This window comes from Pseudomonas sp. TE12508, assembly GCF_056279485.1.
Genome location: NZ_JBWCCN010000006.1, coordinates 1 through 18513, shown reverse-complemented (window position 1 = coordinate 18513; position 18513 = coordinate 1). Strand labels below are relative to the sequence as shown.

At 59.8% G+C, this 18513-nt stretch carries 20 protein-coding genes; 16 read left to right on the top strand and 4 right to left on the bottom strand.

Annotation, left to right across the window (positions count from 1 at the left end; genetic code table 11):
- Positions 1-42 precede the first annotated feature (42 nt).
- From ACZ9IM_RS09565 to ACZ9IM_RS09540, 6 genes are all read left to right on the top strand, one after another.
- Entirely contained in the window at positions 43-399 is a 357-nt protein-coding gene (locus ACZ9IM_RS09565; RefSeq protein ID WP_008014345.1) for a PilZ domain-containing protein, read from the top strand.
- 14 nt (positions 400-413) lie between these two features.
- Complete coding sequence (locus tag ACZ9IM_RS09560) at positions 414-1205, top strand: TatD family hydrolase (protein ID WP_476223775.1); 792 nt, start codon at positions 414-416, stop codon at positions 1203-1205.
- A gap of 394 nt (positions 1206-1599) precedes the next feature.
- A complete protein-coding gene (locus ACZ9IM_RS09555) occupies positions 1600-2238 on the top strand; it encodes a TetR/AcrR family transcriptional regulator (protein ID WP_008067794.1) in 639 nt (212 codons plus the stop codon).
- A gap of 139 nt (positions 2239-2377) precedes the next feature.
- Entirely contained in the window at positions 2378-3346 is a 969-nt protein-coding gene (locus tag ACZ9IM_RS09550; protein WP_427625911.1) for a GTP 3',8-cyclase MoaA, read from the top strand.
- Between the two features lie 239 nt (positions 3347-3585).
- Positions 3586-4191 (top strand): DUF4823 domain-containing protein, encoded by a 606-nt coding sequence (locus ACZ9IM_RS09545; RefSeq protein ID WP_007903975.1) that lies wholly within the window; start codon positions 3586-3588, stop codon positions 4189-4191.
- A 16-nt stretch (positions 4192-4207) separates the two neighbouring features.
- A complete protein-coding gene (locus ACZ9IM_RS09540) occupies positions 4208-4768 on the top strand; it encodes a DUF1285 domain-containing protein (RefSeq protein WP_008067797.1) in 561 nt (186 codons plus the stop codon).
- Positions 4769-4825: 57 nt separating this feature from the next.
- Here the strand turns inward: ACZ9IM_RS09540 and ACZ9IM_RS09535 are convergent, their stop codons facing one another.
- Positions 4826-5698: an esterase/lipase family protein gene (locus tag ACZ9IM_RS09535; protein WP_427625913.1), complete on the bottom strand. Its 873-nt coding sequence runs from the start codon at positions 5696-5698 to the stop codon at positions 4826-4828.
- 248 nt (positions 5699-5946) lie between these two features.
- Here ACZ9IM_RS09535 and ACZ9IM_RS09530 point away from each other — a divergent pair, with 248 nt between their 5' ends.
- The 10 genes from ACZ9IM_RS09530 (at position 5947) to ACZ9IM_RS09485 (ending at position 17073) form a co-directional block, all read left to right on the top strand.
- Complete coding sequence (locus tag ACZ9IM_RS09530; RefSeq protein ID WP_050683259.1) at positions 5947-6663, top strand: FadR/GntR family transcriptional regulator; 717 nt, start codon at positions 5947-5949, stop codon at positions 6661-6663.
- A gap of 190 nt (positions 6664-6853) precedes the next feature.
- Positions 6854-7729, top strand: coding sequence for an SMP-30/gluconolactonase/LRE family protein (locus tag ACZ9IM_RS09525; protein ID WP_476223774.1), 876 nt, complete (start codon positions 6854-6856; stop codon positions 7727-7729).
- A 273-nt stretch (positions 7730-8002) separates the two neighbouring features.
- Positions 8003-8821, top strand: a complete 819-nt coding sequence (locus ACZ9IM_RS09520) for an SDR family oxidoreductase (RefSeq protein ID WP_476223773.1) — start codon at positions 8003-8005, stop codon at positions 8819-8821.
- A gap of 121 nt (positions 8822-8942) precedes the next feature.
- Entirely contained in the window at positions 8943-9947 is a 1005-nt protein-coding gene (locus tag ACZ9IM_RS09515) for a substrate-binding domain-containing protein (protein ID WP_427625917.1), read from the top strand.
- Between the two features lie 66 nt (positions 9948-10013).
- Complete coding sequence (gene araG, locus ACZ9IM_RS09510) at positions 10014-11558, top strand: L-arabinose ABC transporter ATP-binding protein AraG (protein WP_427625918.1); 1545 nt, start codon at positions 10014-10016, stop codon at positions 11556-11558.
- Between the two features lie 9 nt (positions 11559-11567).
- On the top strand, positions 11568-12536 hold the full coding sequence (araH, locus tag ACZ9IM_RS09505) for an L-arabinose ABC transporter permease AraH (RefSeq protein WP_007903950.1): 969 nt from the start codon (positions 11568-11570) through the stop codon (positions 12534-12536).
- A gap of 221 nt (positions 12537-12757) precedes the next feature.
- Positions 12758-13471 (top strand): GntR family transcriptional regulator, encoded by a 714-nt coding sequence (locus tag ACZ9IM_RS09500; RefSeq protein ID WP_008067814.1) that lies wholly within the window; start codon positions 12758-12760, stop codon positions 13469-13471.
- Entirely contained in the window at positions 13468-14475 is a 1008-nt protein-coding gene (locus ACZ9IM_RS09495) for an ADP-ribosylglycohydrolase family protein (RefSeq protein ID WP_476223772.1), read from the top strand. Before ACZ9IM_RS09500 ends, ACZ9IM_RS09495 begins: the two co-directional genes overlap by 4 nt.
- A gap of 209 nt (positions 14476-14684) precedes the next feature.
- Positions 14685-16151 (top strand): purine-cytosine permease family protein, encoded by a 1467-nt coding sequence (locus ACZ9IM_RS09490; protein ID WP_427625920.1) that lies wholly within the window; start codon positions 14685-14687, stop codon positions 16149-16151.
- Positions 16144-17073, top strand: coding sequence for a PfkB family carbohydrate kinase (locus tag ACZ9IM_RS09485; RefSeq protein WP_476223771.1), 930 nt, complete (start codon positions 16144-16146; stop codon positions 17071-17073). The genes ACZ9IM_RS09490 and ACZ9IM_RS09485 overlap by 8 nt, the downstream gene beginning before the upstream one ends.
- Positions 17074-17208: 135 nt before the next feature.
- On the opposite strand, the gene ACZ9IM_RS09480 is transcribed toward ACZ9IM_RS09485, so the two are convergent.
- The 3 genes from ACZ9IM_RS09480 to ACZ9IM_RS09470 all read right to left on the bottom strand — a co-directional run bounded on the left by ACZ9IM_RS09480 (position 17209) and on the right by ACZ9IM_RS09470 (position 18325).
- Positions 17209-17589, bottom strand: coding sequence for a Rho termination factor N-terminal domain-containing protein (locus tag ACZ9IM_RS09480; RefSeq protein WP_476223770.1), 381 nt, complete (start codon positions 17587-17589; stop codon positions 17209-17211).
- A 112-nt stretch (positions 17590-17701) separates the two neighbouring features.
- Positions 17702-17956 carry a hypothetical protein gene (locus tag ACZ9IM_RS09475; RefSeq protein WP_427625923.1) on the bottom strand — a complete coding sequence of 85 codons (255 nt, stop codon included), beginning with the start codon at positions 17954-17956 and terminating at the stop codon, positions 17702-17704.
- Positions 17957-18010: 54 nt separating this feature from the next.
- Positions 18011-18325, bottom strand: a complete 315-nt coding sequence (locus tag ACZ9IM_RS09470) for a hypothetical protein (protein WP_476223769.1) — start codon at positions 18323-18325, stop codon at positions 18011-18013.
- Positions 18326-18513: the final 188 nt, after the last annotated feature.

Below are 18513 nucleotides of genomic sequence, written 5' to 3'. Positions count from 1 at the left end.
CGTCTGACACTAGACTCTGATCATCAGACAGTGGAGGTCAACATGAACGAACCCATCAGTCCGGGGCCGCGCAATGGCATTTTGTCCTTGACCATCAAGGACAGGGCCGTGCTCTACGCGGCCTACATGCCGTTCATCAAGAATGGTGGCCTGTTTATCCCGACCAACAAAAGCTACAAGTTGGGCGATGAGGTCTTCATGCTGCTGCACCTGATGGACGAACCGGAAAAAATTCCGGTCGCCGGCAAGGTCACCTGGATCACCCCCAAAGGTGCCCAGGGCAATCGCGCCGCCGGGGTTGGCGTGCAATTCAACGAAGGCGACAACACCGCGCGCAGTCGAATCGAAACCCATCTGGCCGGAGCCCTGAAGTCCGACCGTCCCACTCATACGATGTAAGTTGCAGCCCTTTTATGCTCGTAGATTCCCATTGTCACCTTGATCGCCTCGACCTCACCGCCCACGACGGCTCCCTGGATGCCGCGCTCGATGCGGCCCGTGAGCGCGGGGTAGGGCACTTTCTGTGCATTGGCGTCAGCGCCGATAACGCCGCCGACGTCAAAGCCCTGGCTGAACGTTACGACGATGTCGACTGTTCGGTCGGTGTGCATCCACTCGATGTGCAGCCGGGTGCCGCACCGGCGCTGGACTGGCTGTTGCACGAACTCAATCATCCGCGAGTGGTGGCGATCGGTGAAACCGGTCTGGATTATCACTACGAGCCGGAAGCGGCAGCGCTGCAGCAGGAATCGTTCCGTCTGCACCTGCAAGCAGCTCAAAAGACCGGCAAACCGGTGATCATTCATACCCGTGGCGCGCGGGCCGATACCCTTGAACTGCTGCGCGAAGCGGCACTGCCTCAGGCGGGTGTGCTGCATTGCTTCACCGAAGACTGGGAAATGGCCAAGGCTGCGCTGAACATGGGGTATTACATTTCCTTGTCCGGTATTGTCACTTTTCGCAATGCCGATGCCCTGCGGGATGTGGCCAGCAAGGTACCGGCTGACCGGTTGCTGGTGGAGACCGACTCGCCGTACCTGGCGCCGATCCCTTATCGCGGCAAACCGAACCTGCCGCAATACGTACGCGAGGTAGCGGAATTTCTGGCCATGTTGCGAGGTGAGTCCTACGAACGATTTGCCGAGCAAACCACCGAGAATTTCAAGCGTTTGTTCCCGTTGGCGCACGTCAGGGCATCGGTGTAACGTTAGAAAAGATCGCAGCCTTCGGCAGCACCTACGTGGCTTTGGCCGCTGAATCACAGGCAAAAAAAACCCGGGTTCTGGGGGGGGAATCCGGGTTAAGACCATTAGGAGTAAAACAAAGGCACGCAATCCGTTGGTACCTTCATCGGCGCGACACTTGGGGGAGATGCCTCGCCGACAGTTGAAGTATTGATCAGTATTGCGCCGAGTCCAGTTTAGCTGGTCGGGTTTTTAAACAAATTTGGAATACGCGCGCTTCGGTTGAGTTCTCATCAACCCTCGAGGTGGCGCGAATTCTTCAAGAAACACATATATGGTCGGATGATCCGTGCATTTTGGCGTAAGTTAGGCATAATACGCGGCTTCGAATTTTGACCCCTACAGACCTTTTCTTATGCATAAAGAACCTCGTAAGGTCCGTGAGTTTCGTCGCCGCGAGCAAGAAATTCTCGATACCGCGCTCAAGCTGTTCCTCGACCAAGGTGAAGACAGTGTCACCGTCGAGATGATTGCTGATGCCGTCGGTATCGGCAAAGGCACGATCTACAAGCACTTCAAATCCAAGGCGGAGATCTATCTGCGCCTGATGCTCGATTACGAGCGCGATTTGAACGAGCTGTTGCATTCCGCCGATGTCGATAAGGACAAGGAAGCCCTGTCCCGGGCCTACTTCGAATTCCGCATGCGCGACCCGCAACGCTATCGGTTGTTCGATCGCCTGGAAGAAAAGGTGGTCAAGGGCAACCAGGTGCCGGAGATGGTCGAGGAACTGCACAAGATCCGCGCCTCGAACTTCGAGCGCCTGACCCTGCTGATCAAGGGCCGGATCAGCGAAGGCAAGCTCGAAGACGTGCCGCCTTACTTCCATTACTGCGCGGCCTGGGCTCTGGTACATGGCGCGGTGGCGCTGTATCACTCGCCGTTCTGGAGCAATGTGCTGGAAGATCAGGAAGGTTTCTTCCAGTTCCTGATGGACATCGGCGTGCGCATGGGCAACAAGCGCAAACGCGATACCGACACGCCGAGCAACTGAACCCGTCAGTTGCCTTGTTGCGCCATGATTTAGCTACATGGCGCAGTACCGCAGGAATATACTCAGGCATAGGGCTTGCTAAAACTTGATTTGTGAGTCAAGTTTTGCGTGTTCGAATCTTCTTTCGCCGGAGTGATCCATGATCGTTGACCGTCAAGGCAGGCGTTTTCGCAATTTGCGGATCAGTCTGACCTCAGCCTGCAATTACGCTTGTACTTACTGCGTGCCCAACGGCAAGCGGCTGGTGGCTGCGCAGGATGAGTTGTCGGCCGAGGCCATGGCACGCGGCGTGGCCTATCTGATAGAGGCCGCGGGCATCGAGCGTTTGCGCATTACCGGTGGCGAGCCATTGGTCAGTCCCAAGCTCGAAGCCTTCATGACTGCCGTCGGGCAGATGGGCCTGGCGGACATCAGCCTGACCACCAATGGTCAGTTGCTGGCGAAAAAGCTGCCGCTGTTGGTGAATGCCGGCATTCGGCGCATCAACGTTTCCCTCGATACTCTGGATGCCAGCGCTTTTCGCAGCATTGCGCGCGGTGGTGATCTGGCGACCGTCCTCGACGGTATGGACCAGGCCGCAGCGGCTGGTATGAAGATCAAGGTCAATATGGTGCCGCTGCGTGGGCAGAACCTTGATCAGGTAATGCCGCTGCTCGACTACTGCCTGGAGCGCGGCTACGAGTTACGCTTTATCGAGTTGATGCGCATGGGCCACTTGGCCAGCGACTCCAATGCCTTCCTGCAACAGTTCGTCAGCCTTCAGCAGTTGCTGAGCCTGATCGGCGAACGCTACGAGTACCTTCAGGCCGATGCGCCAGTCGATGCCACGGCGGTGCGTTACCAGATTCCGGGGCTGGGCCACTTTGGCGTGATCGCCAACGAAAGCGTTCCGTTTTGCCGCACCTGTTCGCGTCTACGCTTGTCGTCTACAGGTTGGCTGCATGGCTGCCTGTCGTCGAGCAATCGTCACTATGTCGGCGATTTGTTGGATAAACCTCGTCACCAGGCGCTGCCGGCGTTGCAGCGACTGCTGGTCAAAGCCTTGGGCGACAAGCAGGAAGTGGCGTTCTCCGGTGGTGCGACCATCATGAAGATTATTGGCGGCTGATCGGGCCCTGTGGTGAAGGGGGCTTGCCCCCGTTGGGTCGCGAAGCGGCCCTAAAACCATTCTCCCCATTGTGTCAGAAGCACCGCATGTATCGGTTTTACGGCTGCTATGCAGCCGAACGGGGGCAAGCCCCCTCGCCACAGTTCATGCTTGAAATGATATGAGTTCCAGGGACTGGCGCGGAAGCTGCATCCCATGGCCATTCGCCGGTTTTCCGTCACCGGCCTCTGGAGGGTAGGATGCGTAGCCTGGTTTTGCTGCTGGCCGTTTTGGCGCTTGGTGGCTGCATGAATGTCAGCGATATGGCCGAAGGGACTCGCTACCACATGAGCGACGCCGGCCTGCTGGACCACAGCGACAGCCGTCGTGTGAATAACTTCCGCATTCAGCCGGACTCGTTCATCTACATCGCCCAAGGTGCCTTCGTGCCGCCAGGCAATGCCTACCCGCGACCTAACGTGGTGGCCGAAGAGGCCTTCAACGGCTTTATCGAATATTTCCCGATGGTCCGCCGCGCCCGCGCGCCGGAAGGCCTCGACGCTGCCATGGGCGAAGCCCGTGCCGCCGGCGCCCATTACCTGCTGTACACGCGTTTCGCCAAGGCTGACGACCGCATCGGCAACTCGGACGAATGGCTCGACCAGGAACACGTGGATCGCCTCGGAATCGACAACGGCGTAATTCAGATCATGTTGATCGAGACCAGCACCCAGTATTTGATTGATACTGCACGTATCAAGAGTCGTGGCGGTTTACTGACGTTCCACGACAACAAGCCAGAAGACTTGCTGGGCCCGCCGCTGGAGCAATACGCTCGTAGCCTGCTGGGGCTCAGCGACCAGTAATTCAAAGGAGAACGCCATGAGTGGCCCGCAAAAAGCCAACGATCTGTTGGGGCAAATCCCCAAAACCAAAGGCTTGCCGCCGGTCCACTTGTGGAACCCCGACTTCTGTGGCGACATCGACATGCGCATCGCCCGCGACGGCACCTGGTATTACCTGGGCACGCCGATCGGGCGCAAGCCGATGGTCAAGCTGTTCTCCACCATCATTCGCCGCGACGGCGATGATTACTTTCTGATTACCCCGGTCGAAAAGGTTGGCATCAAGGTCGACGATGCGCCGTTCGTGGCGATTGCCGTGGAGGTCGAAGGCGAGGGGGAGGCCCAGGTCTTGCGCTTTACCACCAACGTCGATGAAACGGCCGATGCCGGCGCCGAGCACCCTATGCGCGTGGTGATCGATCCGGTAACTCAGGAACCTGCGCCGTACGTGCATGTGCGCACCAACCTTGAAGCGCTGATCCATCGCAATGTGTTCTACCAACTGGTGGAGCTGGCGGTGAGTCGTGAAATCGACGGGCAGCGTTGGCTGGGCGTGTGGAGCGGTGGCGAATTCTTCCCGATCGGGCTTGAGCCATAGTCGATTGAGCGTTGGCAACGAAACGGCCCGTTATTGCAACGGGCCGTTTTTTTGGGCTTACAAACCTTTGCTCTTGAGCCTGGCGGCATGTTCAAGGTAGAGCATGACCGGGCTCACGTTCCAACTGTTGATCCCTGCCATCTGATTGACTGCGTCGAAATGGTCCATGGGGTAATCCGATCGGATCACTTTGCCCAAGTGAGAGCTGTAGCGGCCGACCAATCCATCGTTGGCGTGCTCCTCCTTGTAAAACAACTTCGACAGCACTTTACAGTTCAAATGGGTCGGGTCGAGGAGTTGCAGGCTTTGGAAGTTCTGCACGATCCCGCTCCAGGAGTAGTAATACACGCCGTTTTCGACTTCGTTACCTTCCCCGCCCCAAACCTTTGGCACCCCTTGCGGGTACTTGCGATTGAAGGCGGCCAATCCTGCGCTGGTCAGCGATTCGAATGCCGCTTCAGCATCAATCGGGTTTTCCGGATGGCCGCTGATCAACGAAATGAAGGTGCCGACCGCGCCAAACAGGGCCAGTACGAACGCTTCGGGCAACTCTCCGGGCGTCAGCGCCTTATGCAATTGGTCGGCAATCTCGGAGCCATGATTGGGGCAACTGACGGACGTGACCGACGCGACCTTTTCCGGGTGCAGCGCTGCTACGTAGCGTGCGGCCAGAGGGCCTTGGCTATGGCCGATCAGATTGACCTTGGCAGCTCCCGTTTCCAGCAAAATGCGGTTGACGTGCTCGAGCAGTTTTTCGCCGCGTTCTTCATTGCCGTTGACGGTTGGAATATTGACCGCAAACACCTGAGCACCGGCGCGTTCAAGGGCTTCCTCGATTTCGAAGAAGTAAGGGTAACCGGCGATTTTATCGAAGCCGAAAAGACCGTGAACCAACACAATGGGGTACTTCGTAGACGCATCCATGTCCATGTTCATACCTATCGATAGCGGATTTGAAGGAGAACAGACCGCTGACTGCCCGATCTGCTGCGGCTAACCGTAGTTTACAAAGTGGATGGGATCAAAGCGCTTCGAGCAGGATTCGGACGAACAGCCGTGTCCGTATGGCAAGGCATCTGAAAATCCAATTGACACCCAATCATATGATGATTAGCGTGGACACCCATCGCGAACGGCGTTGTGTCGTTTGTTTTTTATCACCGGTCGACGAGGTGCCCATGTCCAGCAGTTTTCATGCGTCGACGGTCGACTGGCTGGGGTGCTGGATTGCTGCCGGCCAGGTAAAGCCCGGCGAAACCATCAAGGTCGAAGCCGACCTGGGCGAGCAGCTCGGTGTCAGCCGCACGGTCATCCGCGAAGCCATCAAAACCCTGGTGGCCAAAGGCATGCTCGAAGTCGGGCCGAAGGTCGGCACACGCGTATTGCCGGTGCGACGCTGGAACCTCTTCGATCCGCAAGTCGTCGGCTGGCTATCGCGCAGCGGCTTACCGGAAAACTTCGTCGACGATTTGCTCGACCTGCGCCGCACCATCGAACCCATGGCGGTGCGCTGGGCCTGCGAGCGGGCGACGGTGGAACAAGTGCAAGCCGTACTCCAGGCCTATAACGCACTGGAACGGGCAGTGGACAGCGGCATCGATTACAACCGCGCCGACCAGTTCTTCCACGAGTGCATCCTCGCCGCCAGCCACAATCAATTCATCGAACAAATGGTCCCGGCCCTCGGTGCGTTGCTGGCCGTGTCTTTCGAAGTGTCTGCCGCCGACCCGGACGAACTGCGCCGAACCTTGCCAATCCACAAAGACATGGCCGACGCCATCGCCGCCCGGGATGCCGCGCGGGGTGTGTGGGCTTGCATGACCCTGATCGATAACGCGGACCTGGCGATCAAACGCTTCTACCCGCAAGTCATGGCCGACAAGAAGGCTAGCTGACAATAAGAACCCTTGTGGGAGCGGGCTTGTGTGGCGAGGGGGCTTGCCCCCGTTGGGTCGCGAAGCGGCCCCGGCATTTCAAAGTTAAACCGCATGTAACGGTTTTACGACTGCTTCGCAGTCGAACGGGGGCAAGCCCCCTCGCCACACAGGCTTGTTCCAACATAAAAGCAATAAAAAAGGAGGTTTCATGACGTGGACTGCGGTTACCGGACACCGTGCGCAACTCGGCGAAGGCCCGTTTTGGGATGCTCCGACCCAGGCGCTGTATTGGGTAGATATCGCGGGTAAGCAAGCGCTGAGGCTGATCGGCGCCAACGTGGAAATCTGGCAGATGCCGGAGCATGTGTCCGCGTTCATCCCCTGCGAAAGCGGCGATGCCCTGGTGACATTGAGCTGTGGGGTTTATCGGCTGGATCTGGATTCCCCAGGCCTGGAACCTCGGCTGACCTTGTTCTGCGTCGCCGATCCGCAACCCGGCAATCGCCCCAACGAAGCCCGCTGCGATGCCCAGGGCCGGCTCTGGCTGGGCACCATGCAAAACAACATCGGTGAGCAGGGCGAAGATTTACCCGTCGTGCGCCGCTCGGGGGGCCTGTTTCGCATCGACCGCGATGCTCGGGTCACGCCGCTACTACGAGGATTAGGCATCCCCAACACGTTGCTATGGAGCGACGACGGCACAACCCTGTATTTCGCCGACAGCCTCGACAGCACGCTTTACCGGCATTTCATCCATACCGACGGCAACCTGGACACCGCCTATGTCTGGTTTGGCCCCCACGAACGTGGCGGCCCCGATGGCTCGGCGATGGATGCCGAGGGCTATATCTGGAATGCCCGATGGGATGGCAGTTGTCTGCTCAGGCTGAACCCGGATGGTTATGTGGATCGGGTGATCGAACTGCCGGTCAGCCGTCCCACCAGTTGCGTGTTCGGTGGCGAAGACTTCAAAACCCTGTACATCACCAGCGCCGCAAGCCCGCTCAATCACCCGCTGGACGGCGCGCTGTTATCGATTCGCGTGGATGTGCCCGGAAAACCCTGTCAGCGATTCGCTGGATAAATCCCAAAATATGGGATGTAAAATTATATATTGAGATTATTTGGCGGTCGGGTTTATAGTCGGCCCCATCAGTTACACGCACTCACACTTAAAAAAACAAAACAGGTGAAGTGATGCAGCGATATTCCACCGCACTCCCGTACGGAGTCAGTGCTTCAGGCCGCCTCGGCGCCCGGGCGTTTTCGCGCCTGCCTGCCTATTTCCAAAAGCCTTTTGACCGGACATCGACAGATGTCCGGTTTTCGTCGTGCCTTCAAACAGGAGTGTTGATCCATGGCTGAACCTCTTTCCTTGCCACCAGTGCCCGAACCGCCCAAGGGCGAGCGGTTGAAAAACAAGGTCGTGCTGCTGACCGGCGCCGCTCAGGGTATTGGCGAAGCGATTGTTGCGACCTTCGCCTCTCAGCAGGCCAGGCTGGTCATCAGCGATATCCAGGGCGAGAAAGTCGAAAAAGTCGCGGCGCACTGGCGTGAACAAGGTGCGGATGTCGTGGCGATCAAGGCCGACGTATCGCGCCAGCAAGACCTGCACGCCATGGCCAGATTGGCCATTGAGCTTCACGGCCGGATCGATGTGCTGGTCAACTGCGCCGGGGTCAACGTGTTCCGCGATCCGCTGCAAATGACCGAAGAAGACTGGCGTCGTTGCTTCGCCATCGATCTGGACGGCGCCTGGTATGGCTGCAAAGCCGTGTTGCCGCAAATGATCGAGCAGGGCATCGGCAGCATCATCAACATTGCCTCGACCCATTCCACTCACATTATTCCCGGCTGCTTCCCGTATCCGGTGGCCAAGCACGGTTTGCTCGGCCTGACCCGCGCGCTGGGTATCGAATACGCACCGAAGGGCATTCGGGTCAACGCCATCGCACCGGGCTACATCGAAACCCAACTGAACGTCGATTACTGGAACGGTTTTGCCGACCCCCATGCCGAACGTCAGCGGGCCTTCGACCTGCATCCACCGCGGCGCATCGGCCAGCCGATTGAAGTGGCGATGACCGCTGTGTTCCTGGCCAGCGATGAAGCGCCGTTCATCAATGCCTCGTGCATCACCATCGATGGTGGGCGCTCGGTCATGTACCACGACTGAATAACTCGGGTTTCAAGCGCGAAACTACGTCTGAAATCCAATCATCATACGATATGACTATTAGCTGCATGCTTTGAAGGCTTTCAAATAACGCTCAAAAAAAATAACAAGGAGTCAGCTTATGAAACGTCGTCGTGGGATCCGTTCCCTGTGCTGTGCCGCTTTGGCGGTCACCGCGGTCAGCCTCAGCAGTACATTGCTGGCGGCCGAGGAAGTGAAGATTGGTTTTCTGGTCAAGCAAGCGGAAGAGCCCTGGTTCCAGACCGAATGGGCCTTCGCCGAAAAGGCCGGCAAGGACAAGGGCTTCACCCTCATCAAAATCGCCGTGCCTGATGGCGAGAAAACCCTCTCGGCCATCGACAGCCTGGCGGCCAACGGCGCCAAGGGCTTCGTGATCTGCCCGCCGGACGTGTCCCTGGGCCCTGCGATCATGGCCAAGGCCAAGCTCAACGGTTTGAAAGTGATCGCCGTCGATGACCGTTTCGTCGATGCCGGCGGCAAGTTCATGGAGGACGTGCCGTACCTCGGCATGGCGGCCTTCGAAGTCGGCCAGAAGCAGGGCGCCGCCATGGCCACAGAGGCGAAGAAACGCGGCTGGGACTGGAAAGACACCTACGCGGTGATCAACACCTACAACGAACTTGATACCGGTAAGAAACGCACTGACGGTTCTGTCAAAGCGCTGGAAGACGCCGGTATGCCGAAAGACCACATCCTCTTTTCTGCGCTGAAAACCCTCGACGTACCGGGCAGCATGGACGCCACCAACTCGGCCTTGGTGAAGCTTCCGGGCGCGGCGAAAAACCTGATCATCGGCGGCATGAACGACAACACCGTGCTGGGCGGCGTGCGCGCCACTGAGAGCGCCGGTTTTGCCGCAGCCAACGTGATCGGCATCGGCATCAACGGCACCGATGCCATCGGTGAACTGAAGAAACCCAACAGCGGCTTCTTCGGCTCGATGCTGCCGAGCCCGCACATTGAGGGCTACAACACCGCGAGCATGATGTACGAGTGGGTCACCACCGGCAAAGAACCGCCCAAATACACCGCGATGGACGACGTTACGCTGATCACGCGCGACAACTTCAAGCAGGAACTGGAAAAAATCGGCCTGTGGAACTGAGGCGCGGTTGATTTCATCGGCGGCCCTGGCGACGGGGCTGCCTGACCGGTGTGATGAGGTGGGTTTATGCACGCGCACGTACAAACAAATGAACAGAGCATTGGCGGCAGCCTGCGCTTCAACGGGATCGGCAAAACCTTTCCCGGGGTGAAGGCGCTGGACGGCATCAGTTTCGTCGCCCATCCGGGGCAGGTTCACGCCTTGATGGGCGAGAACGGCGCCGGTAAATCCACGCTGCTGAAAATCCTTGGCGGTGCTTACACGCCGAGCAGCGGCGATCTGCAGATCGGTGAGCGGACGAGGGTCTTCAAGTCCACCGCCGACAGCATTGGCAGCGGGGTTGCGGTGATCCATCAGGAGCTGCACCTGGTGCCGGAAATGACCGTCGCCGAGAACCTGTTTCTCGGGCATCTGCCGGCGAGTTTCGGCCTGATCAATCGCGGCGCTTTGCGGCAACAGGCATTGGCCTGCCTTAAAGGCCTGGCCGATGAAATCGATCCACAAGAGAAAGTCGGGCGCTTGTCCCTCGGTCAGCGGCAACTGGTGGAAATCGCCAAGGCGTTGTCCCGTGGCGCGCATGTGATTGCATTCGACGAGCCCACCAGCAGCCTGTCGGCGCGGGAAATCGATCGCTTGATGGCGATCATCGGACGCCTGCGCGACGAAGGCAAAGTGGTGCTTTACGTCTCACATCGCATGGAAGAAGTGTTCCGCATCTGTAACGCGGTGACGGTGTTCAAGGACGGTCGCTTCGTGCGCACCTTCGAGGACATGAGCGCGCTGACCCATGATCAGTTAGTGACGTGCATGGTCGGTCGCGACATTCAGGACATCTACGATTACCGCAGCCGTGCGCGTGGTGCGGTGGCGCTCAAGGTCGACGGGTTACTGGGGCCGGGCTTGCGTGAGCCGGTGAGTTTCGAGGCGCACAAGGGGGAAATCCTCGGGCTGTTCGGCCTGGTCGGGGCCGGGCGCACCGAGCTGTTCCGAATGCTCAGCGGGCTCACGCGCAACACCGCCGGGCGCCTGGAGTTGCGCGGTCGCGAACTGAAACTGCATTCGCCACGCGATGCCATCGCCGCGGGGATTCTGCTGTGCCCCGAGGACCGTAAGAAGGAGGGCATCCTGCCGCTGGCAAGTGTCGCCGAGAACATCAACATCAGCGCTCGCGGCGCCCATTCCACCTTCGGCTGCCTGTTGCGCGGCCTGTGGGAAAAAGACAATGCCGACAAGCAGATCAAGGCGCTGAAGGTGAAGACGCCCAACGCGGCGCAGAAAATCATGTACCTGTCTGGCGGCAATCAGCAGAAGGCGATTCTCGGTCGCTGGCTGTCGATGCCGATGAAAGTCCTGCTGCTCGACGAGCCCACCCGGGGGATCGACATCGGTGCCAAAGCCGAGATTTACCAGATCATCCATAACCTGGCCGCCAGCGGCATCGCGGTGATTGTGGTGTCCAGCGACCTGATGGAAGTCATGGGTATTTCTGACCGCATCCTGGTGCTCTGCGAAGGCGCGATGCGCGGCGAACTGACCCGCGAACAAGCCAATGAATCCAACCTGCTGCAACTGGCGTTGCCACGCCAACGTGCTGCCGACGTGGCGAACTGAGAGGTGACTATGACCGTCCAAAACAATGCTCTGCCAACCCCGCGAAAACCTCTGGACCTGCGGCGCTTTCTCGATGACTGGGTGATGCTGCTGGCGGCCGTCGGGATCTTCGTGCTCTGCACCTTGCTGATCGACAACTTCCTGTCGCCACTGAACATGCGTGGCTTGGGCCTGGCGATTTCTACAACCGGGATTGCCGCATGCACCATGTTGTATTGCCTGGCGTCCGGGCATTTCGACTTGTCGGTGGGCTCGGTGATTGCCTGCGCCGGCGTAGTCGCGGCGGTGGTGATGCGCGACACCGACAGCGTGTTCCTCGGTGTCAGTGCGGCGCTGGTGATGGGGCTGATCGTCGGGCTGATCAACGGGATCGTGATTGCCAAGCTGCGGGTCAATGCGTTGATCACCACGCTGGCGACCATGCAGATCGTTCGGGGCCTTGCGTACATTTTTGCCAACGGCAAAGCGGTGGGCGTTTCGCAGGAACAGTTCTTCGTCTTCGGTAATGGTCAGTTGTTCGGCGTGCCGGTGCCGATTCTAATCACCATCGTCTGCTTCCTGTTTTTCGGCTGGTTGCTGAACTACACCACCTACGGGCGCAACACCATGGCCATCGGCGGCAACCAGGAAGCGGCGTTGCTGGCCGGGGTCAACGTTGACCGGACCAAGATCCTCATCTTCGCCGTACACGGTGTGATCGGTGCGTTGGCCGGGGTGATCCTGGCGTCGCGCATGACGTCCGGTCAGCCGATGATTGGCCAGGGTTTCGAGCTGACGGTGATCTCGGCTTGCGTACTCGGCGGGGTGTCGTTGAGTGGCGGGATCGGGATGATTCGGCATGTGATTGCCGGGGTGCTGATTCTGGCGATCATCGAGAATGCGATGAACCTGAAGAATATCGATACGTTTTATCAGTACGTGATTCGTGGTTCGATCCTGTTGCTGGCGGTGGTGATTGACCGGTTGAAACAGCGCTGACTTCCACTTGTGGGAGCGGGTTGTCACCGATCGTTCCCACGCTTTGCGTGGGAATGCAGCCCGGGACGCTCCGCGTCCCAACAGCGGACGCAGAGCGTCCATTGAGGCATTCCCACGCGGAGCATGGGAACGATCATTTGAAGGATCCTTCACCCACTTTCACAAAATATCCCTTGCTCGCCCCAACCCGTTTCAGCTATGACGGTACACCCGAGGTGTACATGATTAGACCGCTACGAATTGACAAGAAACAACAGGTGGTCGACGAGCTCGTCCGGCGCATCGAAAACGGCCTCATGGAGGACGGCGTTCTATTGCCGGGCGAACATCAGTTGGCTCAGGAGTTCAAGGTCAGCCGCGGCACGCTGCGTGAAGCCCTGGTCGAACTGAAGCGGCGCCACGACATCGTTACGCAAGGCGCAGTGGGGTCCATCGTCACGTTCGATGGTGTGGTGCTCGATCAGCGCAACGGCTGGGCCCAGGCGCTGGCCGACAATGGGGCGCTGATCAATACCGAAGTGCTGCGGCTGGAGGCGGTGACCCGACCGGACCTGTTGGCGCGTTTCGGTACCGACCAATTCATCACCCTCGACCGTCGCCGCCGTGGCACCGATGGCACGCTGGTGTCTCTTGAGCGCTCATTGATGCCCGCCACCGGAGGCCTGGAAGGCCTGCCGCGAGTCGGCCTGATCGATGACTCCCTGACCATCACGTTGGCCGCCTATGGCTACATTGGCGATCACGGCGATCAGTGGATCGGCGCCGAACCCTTGAATGCCGAAGACGCCGAATTGCTCGGGCGCCCGGAGGGCACGGTGTTCCTCAAGGCCCTGCGCACCACTTACGACCGTCAGAATCGCTTCATGGAGCAGGTCGAAAGCCTGCTCGATCCGGTGCATTTTCGTCTGCATCTGCAAATTGGAACTTCAAAATGACCGCGCTCGACCGTGCGCTGGGCGCCTTCTATGGGCTGGCCCTGGGCGATGCGTTGGGCATGCCTACACAATCCCTGAGCCGCGCCGAGATCAAGGCGCGTTTCGGCGAGATCACCGATCTGCAAGACGCTGGCCCGGATCAACCGATCGCCGCAAACATGCCCAAAGGCTCGATCACTGACGATACGGAGCAGGCGATCCTGGTCGGTCAGTTATTGATTGAAGGCGAAGGCTGGATCGAACCGGCGGTGCTGGCCCAGCGCTTGATCGAATGGGAAGCCGGGATGCAGGCCAAGGGTTCGCAGGATTTGCTCGGTCCCTCGACCAAACGCGCGATCGAGATGATCCTCGCCGGCCACTCGCTGGAAGAGGCAGGCCGCCACGGCACCACCAATGGCGCGGCCATGCGTATCACGCCGGTGGGGATTGCGGCCGATGTTGCCGATCCCGAGCGTTTCATCCGCGCTGTGGTGCAAGCCTGTCAGGTGACCCACAACACCACGCTGGGAATTGCCAGTGCGGCGGCGGTGGCGGCGGTGGTTTCTGCCGGGATCAACGGCATGGACCTGGGCGAAGCATTGAACCTTGGCCAGCAGATCGCTCGGCAAGCCGAAAGCCATGGCCACTGGGTCGCTGGCGGACGTATCGCCGCGCGCATCGGTTGGGCGTGGAGCATCAGCGTCGACAGCGACAAGGCGTTGCTGGCGGACTTGCTGTACGACGTGATCGGCACGTCGGTGGCCTCGCAGGAATCGGTGGTGGTGTCGTTTGCCCTGGCTCGGCAAGTGGCTATCGGGCAGATGACAGCCTTCGAAGCGTTGTGCATGGCTGCCGGTTTGGGTGGAGATACCGATACCATCGCGGCGATTCTCGGCGCCATGCTTGGTGCCTGCCTGGGGCTTGAGAGTTGGCCTGCTGCAATGATCGAGCAGGTTAAAGCAGTAAATGATTTGCAGCTGGAACCGTTGGTGCAGGGACTTCTGGCTTTGCGCTATTCGCACTGACGCCATCGCGAGCAGGCTCGCTCCCACAGGGTATGGTGCGATCTCAAGGCACACGCCGTACCTGTGGGAGCGAGCCTGCTCGCGATGGGGGCACCGCCTATTTAGAATTTCACCCGCAATGGACGCACTGATATGGCAAGGATCGCCGGAATGTTATCTCGACTTCCGAAATTGCCCATAACCACAACAATGGCAACAGGAGCATTTTTATGAGTTCATCGAACACCGGGCAAAGTGCCGGGCAATTGGAAACCCGTGGCATCGAGCCGGTGCCGGAAGGGGAGTGCAACGGTCACCCACTGCAACTGTTCTGGGTCTGGTTCGCGGCCAACATTTCCATCCTCGGCTTACCGTTGGGCGCCACGCTGGTGGCCTTCCGCGGCCTGGCGATCTGGCAGGCGATCATCGTCGCCATCCTTGGTGCCGCCGGCTCTTTCGCAGTGGTCGGGATCATCTCCATTGCCGGGCGTCGTGGTCGCGCACCGAGCCTGACGCTGTCGCGAGCAATCTTCGGGGTGCGCGGCAATATCGGCCCGACGCTGGTCTCGCTGATGTCGCGACTGGGTTGGGAAACCGTCAACACCACCACCGCCGCATTCGTCTTGCTGTCGCTGTGCTCGATTCTGTTCGGCTCGCCAGTGGAAGCCAAAAGCGCGCCGCTGCTGACCCTGGTGTTTATCGCGATTTTTGTACTGCTGACGTTGTCGGTGTCCGGCCTCGGCCACCCCACGTTGCTGGTGATCCAGAGATGGGCGACTTACGTGTTCGGTGCGTTGAACATCCTGGTCGGCGGTTTCCTCTGCGCGACCATCGACTGGAGCGCCGTATTCAACGCCACGCCAGCGCCCCTGAGCGCAATGATCATCGGCATCGGCACCATGGCCGCCGGCACCGGGATCGGCTGGGCCAACGCCGGTGCCGACATGTCGCGCTACCAGCACCGCAGCGTCAAAGCCGTGCGTCTGGTGGCGTCGGCGGCGTTCGGTGCGGGGATTCCGTTGGTGCTGCTGATCACCCTCGGTGGTTTGCTGTCAGTGGGCAATAACGATCTGGCCTCGGCCACTGACCCAATCGTCGCGATCCGCGACATGCTGCCGACCTGGATGGCCGTGCCGTACCTGATCACCGCATTCGGCGGGCTGCTGCTGTCGAACAACCTGTCGGTGTACTCCGCCGGTTTGACCACGCTGACCCTCGGCCTGAAGGTCAAGCGCGTGTATGCGGTGGTGCTCGATATCATCGCGATCTTCGCCGGTTCGATCTACTTCATGCTGATCGCCGAGAGTTTTTACGGCCCGTTCATCACCTTCATTTCCTTGCTGGCGGTGCCAATCACGGCATGGGTCGGGATCTTTGTGGTCGACCTGATTCATCGTCATTACTACAGCCCCCAAGACCTGCTGGACGTCAGCCCGAGCAGCGCCTACTGGTATCGCGGTGGCGTCGAGTGGCGCGCCTTCGGTGCATGGGCGCTGGCGATCGTGCTGGGTTTCAGTTTCACCACCATTGGCACCACTGAACAAGATGTCTGGTTCCGGGGCTTTTTGTCCGACTCCTGGCTGGGCCACAACGGCCTGGGCTGGATCGTCACGTTCCTGGTGGCCGGTGGCGTTTACTGGGTACTCGGCGGTGCCAAGGATCGCCGTACTGCGTTGATCGAGCCGGCTCATGCCTAATCTGCTACACACCGGCCAGGTCATGATCGACCTGGTCATGGCCGTGGATAAATTGCCTCATTCAGGCGGCGACGTGCTGGCGCAATCCGCCCGTTTCGAGGCTGGCGGTGGCTTCAATGTGATGGCTGCGGCCCGGCGAAACGGCTTGCCGGTGGTCTACCTCGGTGGCCATGGCAAGGGCCGTTTCGGCGACATGGCCCGAGAGGCGATGACGGCTGAAGGCATTCGGATCGGCATCGATCAGAGCACTGAGCGCGACACCGGGCTGTGTGTCGCGCTGACCGAAGCTTCGGCCGAGCGCACGTTCATTTCCTGCATCGGTGCCGAAGGCGAATTGACCGCCGAAGACCTGGCGAGTGTGCCGGCCGAGGCGGGCGACTTTGTCTACGTCAGTGGCTACAGCCTGCTGCATGGCGGCAAGGCTCAGGCGCTGGTGGATTGGGTGCTGGAGTTGCCGGTCGGGATCAAGGTGGTGTTCGATCCGGGACCGTTGGTGGATTCGCCGGACGCACCGCTGATGAAGGCCTTGCTGCCGTGCATCGATCTGTGGACCAGCAACCGTGTCGAGGCGCTGCGGTTTACCGGGGCGACGGACATCGGCGAGGCATTGCATCGGTTGGCTGATCATCTGCCGACCGAGGTACTGATGGTGGTACGCGATGGGCCGCAAGGGTGCTGGATCAGCCAGCGTGGCGATCACCAGCATGTGCCGGGATTCAAGGTCGTGGCGGTGGACAGCAATGGCGCCGGGGATGCTCACGCGGGCGTTTTTGTCGCCGGGTTGGCGCACGGATTATCGGCAGTCGAAGCGGCGCGGCGGGCGAATGCGGCTGCGGCGTTGGCGGTCACTCGCTGGGGGCCGGCGACTTCGCCGGGGGCGGTTGAGGTGGATGCGTTGATCCGCGAGACCTACGGCGCCTGATTGACCGCTATCGCGAGCAGGCTCGCTCCCACAGTTGATTCGTGTGAGCCGCAATATTGGCGGCTGGCATAAATCCAATGTGGGAGCGAGCCTGCTCGCGATGAGGCCCTCGAATTCACCCTCAAATCCGGACCCTTACCCGGCCTTGCGCAACGCCTCGATCAACTCCTGCTTGCGCATGCTCGAGCGCCCCGGAATCTTCTTCGCCCGGGCTTCTTTCATCAGGCTGTCCACCGTTTGCGTCTCGCGCGAAGCCTTGCTGTTGCGCGGCTTGCCTTCACGGGTGGCCACCGCACGCCGGGCTGACTCCTTGCGATCTGCAGACTTGGCGCTGGCCGGCTTCTTGCGCCCCGAGCCGCCGGCGCGTTCACCGCCGCCCGACTGCTTGTTCACCGTGGCCCAGGCGCGAGCTTCGGCTTCATCTTTCGACACGCCTTTGTGCTCATAGCTTTCTTCGATGTGTTCGGCCTTGCGTTTTTGCTCGGCGGTGTATTTGTCTTTGCTTCCACGAGGCATGGGACTTCTCCTGGTTGTAGGCGCTGGCGAAGGCTCGAGCCGCGTTCGGACGATCTTTGCTCTTCAAACATTCACAGGCAAAAGATCGCAACCTGTTGCAGCGCCTACTCAGTTAGACATCCAGCTTGCGCGCCGCTTCAACCCCAGCGGCGCTGAGTTTGATCGGCAGGTTTAGCGAGTGCTCGCCGGCTTCGTTGCAGATCACATGACCGTGCTGGATCAGCCCGCGTTCCTGCAGAGTGGCGAGGGTGCTGGCCACGACTTTCTCCCCCCGGTAATTGTCCAGAACCTCCTTGCCCAGGCCATTTGGGTGGGCGTGTAGCAGACGGGTCAGGACTTCTTTTTCCAGGTTTTTATCGACGTTCATGGTTACCTCTTCGTTAGGACGGATAGGTATTGCAGGTCGCTCGCATCGGCGATTTTATTGATTGACGCTACGGCCTTCGGAGCCCGAGCCACCGGTGGTGGTTTTCGAGCCGACGCCGGTTCCGGCGTTGTCGGGAGTCTGAGGGCCGGGTGTATTCATCCCGCCCTGAGCGCCCGCGTCGTCGTGATAAATCCGTGGGTCTGTGTCCGTCGGAGAAGGCGATCGGCCGCTATCGATGCCTTGGGTGGTCGCAGATTCGGGCCTTTGGAGTGGATCGGTCGGGTCGGTCCCGGAAGAGCTGGTCGCGGCGAGCGCAACAGAGGAGAGCAGCGTGGTGAGAGCGAGGGCGGTCAGTCGGGACGTGATCATGGTGTCGTCTCCGTTGATTAGAGTCCTTACCCGATATTGGTCCTTCCCGAGCTGAATTGGTGCCTGATGAACGACGAGTGGTCCAGGGGGCGTTGTCAAAGATTTACCCGCGCGGCCGGGGAACCCAATTAGAAACCCCCCCACGCCAGCGGCCACCCTTTGTTACAGCGGGGCTGACCGCCCAGAAA

Excerpts from the sequence above, each read along its gene's own strand:
- ACZ9IM_RS09565 (WP_008014345.1), top strand. The coding sequence starts at position 43 with ATGAACGAACCCATCAGTCCGGGGCCGCGCAATGGCATTTTGTCCTTG.
- ACZ9IM_RS09560 (WP_476223775.1), top strand. The coding sequence starts at position 414 with ATGCTCGTAGATTCCCATTGTCACCTTGATCGCCTCGACCTCACCGCC.
- ACZ9IM_RS09555 (WP_008067794.1), top strand. The coding sequence starts at position 1,600 with ATGCATAAAGAACCTCGTAAGGTCCGTGAGTTTCGTCGCCGCGAGCAA.
- ACZ9IM_RS09550 (WP_427625911.1), top strand. The coding sequence starts at position 2,378 with ATGATCGTTGACCGTCAAGGCAGGCGTTTTCGCAATTTGCGGATCAGT.
- ACZ9IM_RS09545 (WP_007903975.1), top strand. The coding sequence starts at position 3,586 with ATGCGTAGCCTGGTTTTGCTGCTGGCCGTTTTGGCGCTTGGTGGCTGC.
- ACZ9IM_RS09540 (WP_008067797.1), top strand. The coding sequence starts at position 4,208 with ATGAGTGGCCCGCAAAAAGCCAACGATCTGTTGGGGCAAATCCCCAAA.
- ACZ9IM_RS09535 (WP_427625913.1), bottom strand. The coding sequence starts at position 5,698 with ATGGACATGGATGCGTCTACGAAGTACCCCATTGTGTTGGTTCACGGT.
- ACZ9IM_RS09530 (WP_050683259.1), top strand. The coding sequence starts at position 5,947 with ATGTCCAGCAGTTTTCATGCGTCGACGGTCGACTGGCTGGGGTGCTGG.
- ACZ9IM_RS09525 (WP_476223774.1), top strand. The coding sequence starts at position 6,854 with ATGACGTGGACTGCGGTTACCGGACACCGTGCGCAACTCGGCGAAGGC.
- ACZ9IM_RS09520 (WP_476223773.1), top strand. The coding sequence starts at position 8,003 with ATGGCTGAACCTCTTTCCTTGCCACCAGTGCCCGAACCGCCCAAGGGC.
- ACZ9IM_RS09515 (WP_427625917.1), top strand. The coding sequence starts at position 8,943 with ATGAAACGTCGTCGTGGGATCCGTTCCCTGTGCTGTGCCGCTTTGGCG.
- araG (WP_427625918.1), top strand. The coding sequence starts at position 10,014 with ATGCACGCGCACGTACAAACAAATGAACAGAGCATTGGCGGCAGCCTG.
- araH (WP_007903950.1), top strand. The coding sequence starts at position 11,568 with ATGACCGTCCAAAACAATGCTCTGCCAACCCCGCGAAAACCTCTGGAC.
- ACZ9IM_RS09500 (WP_008067814.1), top strand. The coding sequence starts at position 12,758 with ATGATTAGACCGCTACGAATTGACAAGAAACAACAGGTGGTCGACGAG.
- ACZ9IM_RS09495 (WP_476223772.1), top strand. The coding sequence starts at position 13,468 with ATGACCGCGCTCGACCGTGCGCTGGGCGCCTTCTATGGGCTGGCCCTG.
- ACZ9IM_RS09490 (WP_427625920.1), top strand. The coding sequence starts at position 14,685 with ATGAGTTCATCGAACACCGGGCAAAGTGCCGGGCAATTGGAAACCCGT.
- ACZ9IM_RS09485 (WP_476223771.1), top strand. The coding sequence starts at position 16,144 with ATGCCTAATCTGCTACACACCGGCCAGGTCATGATCGACCTGGTCATG.
- ACZ9IM_RS09480 (WP_476223770.1), bottom strand. The coding sequence starts at position 17,589 with ATGCCTCGTGGAAGCAAAGACAAATACACCGCCGAGCAAAAACGCAAG.
- ACZ9IM_RS09475 (WP_427625923.1), bottom strand. The coding sequence starts at position 17,956 with ATGAACGTCGATAAAAACCTGGAAAAAGAAGTCCTGACCCGTCTGCTA.
- ACZ9IM_RS09470 (WP_476223769.1), bottom strand. The coding sequence starts at position 18,325 with ATGATCACGTCCCGACTGACCGCCCTCGCTCTCACCACGCTGCTCTCC.